The following is a 1986-nucleotide window of genomic DNA, read 5'->3' on the forward strand; positions in this document are numbered from 1 at the left end:
GGCGTCCCCGTCGAAGTCCGCGACCATCGCCTCCAGCACCAGCCGGTACATCTCCGCCAGCCGCGCCAGGTTCCGCCCGCTCAGCACCTCGGTGGAGGCGGCCAGGTTGACGCGCTCGTGCGTGGCGATCACGGTCAGGCCGAACTCGTTGCTGCCGGTGTCCAGGCTGGACGCGGTGTCCACGGTGCCGGCGTCGACCTGGTGGAAGTCCTGGAAGTCGAACAGGGTGGTGACCAGGCGCTCGCCGGTGCCGCTGTCGTGCTGGATGGCGGGCAGCGGGTAGCGGCGGTGGGCCCAGATCTCCGACTCACGGGCGTAGACCTGCTCCACCACCTCACGCCAGGTGCCCGAGGCGCGCTGCGCCGGGAACGGCAGGGTGTTCAGGTGCATACCGAGCACCCGCTCCGCACCCGGCGCCTCCAGACGCCCGTGGTAGACCACACCGGTGTGGAAGGCCTCCTCCGAGGTCAGCGAACCCAGCACCTTCAGGTGCGCGGCCAGCAGCACACTCTTCAGCGACGTACGCGTCCGGGCAGCCAGCTCCCGCAGCTCCTCCGTCAGGTCGGCGAAGGAGGTGTGGGCCCAGTGCCGCTCGGCCGCCAGGCCGGTGTCGTCGGCCCAGGTGGCCGGGATCTGGGCCGGGGCGTGGCCGGCGACGACGTCCTGCCAGAAGGCGCGGTCCTGCTCGGAGGCCAGCGACTCCAGCTCGGCCGCGATGAAGTCCGCGTAGCGGACCGACGGCGCCTCGTAGGCGGGCAGCTCACGGCCGTCGCGCAGCTCCCGGTAGGACGCCAGCAGCTCCATGAGGAGGCTGTTGACCGTCCAGCCCTCGGTCACCGCGTGGCAGTGGCTGAGGGTCAGCCGCCAGGCCTCGTCCGACTCCAGGTGGACGGCGAGCCGCATCAGCGGCGCCACGGCCAGGTCGAAGCCCTCGGCCCGGTCCTGCTCGGCGAACGCACGGCCGCGCTCCTCGCGCTGCTGCTCGTCCAGTCCGCGCCAGTCGTGGACGGTGAACGCGAACTCGGCCTCGGCGTGGACCAGCTGGAGCGGCTGGGAGTAGCCGCTGAGAGCCACGGAGGTGCGCAGCAGTTCGTGCCGCTGCGACAGCACGGCCACGGCTTCGCGCAGCGCCTCCGGGGAGAAGGCCTGCTCGTCCGGGATCCGGAAGGAGTTGATGTTGTGGTAGGCCGACTCGCCGCGCTCCTGGGCGGCCAGCATCTCGACCAGCATGCCCGTCTGCACCTGCGACAGCGGGTAGGCGTCCACGACGCCCTCGGGCAGCGCGGCCCGGTCCTCGTCGCCGATCAGCGCGAACGGCTCCACGGCGGTGACCAGCGACCCGTCGGTGGCCTGGCCGGCGAGGCCGGCCGCCATCGCGGCGATGGTACGCGCCTGGAACACGTCGCGGATGGAGACGTCGTACCCGGCGGTGCGCAGCGCGCCGACCAGGCGGACGGCACGGATGGAGTCGCCGCCGAGGTCGAAGAAGCTGTCCTCGACGCTGACCTTCTCCAGGCCCAGCACCTCACCCCACACCTCGGCGAAGCGCTCCTCCACCGGAGTACGCGGCGCCACGTGCCGCGAGGCCGCGAACGCCGAGCGGTCCGGCGCCGGCAGCGCGCGGTGGTCGAGCTTGCCGTTGGGGGTCAGCGGGATCGCCTGGACCGCGACGTAGGCGGCCGGGACCATGTAGTCCGGCAGCGAACCGCGCAGGTGGGCCCGCAGGTCGGCGGCGTCCGATCCGCTCTCCTTGGCCGGGACCACGTAGGCGACCAGGACCTTCTCGCCGTCCTCGGAGGTGCGGGCGATCACGGCGGCGCTGCCGACGCTCGGGTGGGCGCGCAGCGCGGTCTCGATCTCGCCGAGCTCGATGCGGTAGCCGCGGATCTTCACCTGGCCGTCGATGCGGCCGAGCGATTCCAGGGTGCCGTCGGCCAGCCGGCGGGCCAGGTCGCCACTGCGGTACAGGCGCGAGCCGGCCGGGCC

General features: G+C 72.8%; 1 protein-coding gene. It reads right to left on the reverse strand.

Going from position 1 to position 1986, the window contains the following annotated elements; all coding sequences use genetic code 11:
- Positions 1 to 1986 (reverse strand): condensation domain-containing protein (locus tag ACFU6K_RS37870; protein WP_380671030.1); only part of this gene is annotated, 1986 nt, incomplete at both ends.

The sequence above is a fragment of the Kitasatospora sp. NPDC057512 genome, from assembly GCF_042802135.1.
GTDB lineage: Bacteria > Actinomycetota > Actinomycetes > Streptomycetales > Streptomycetaceae > Kitasatospora.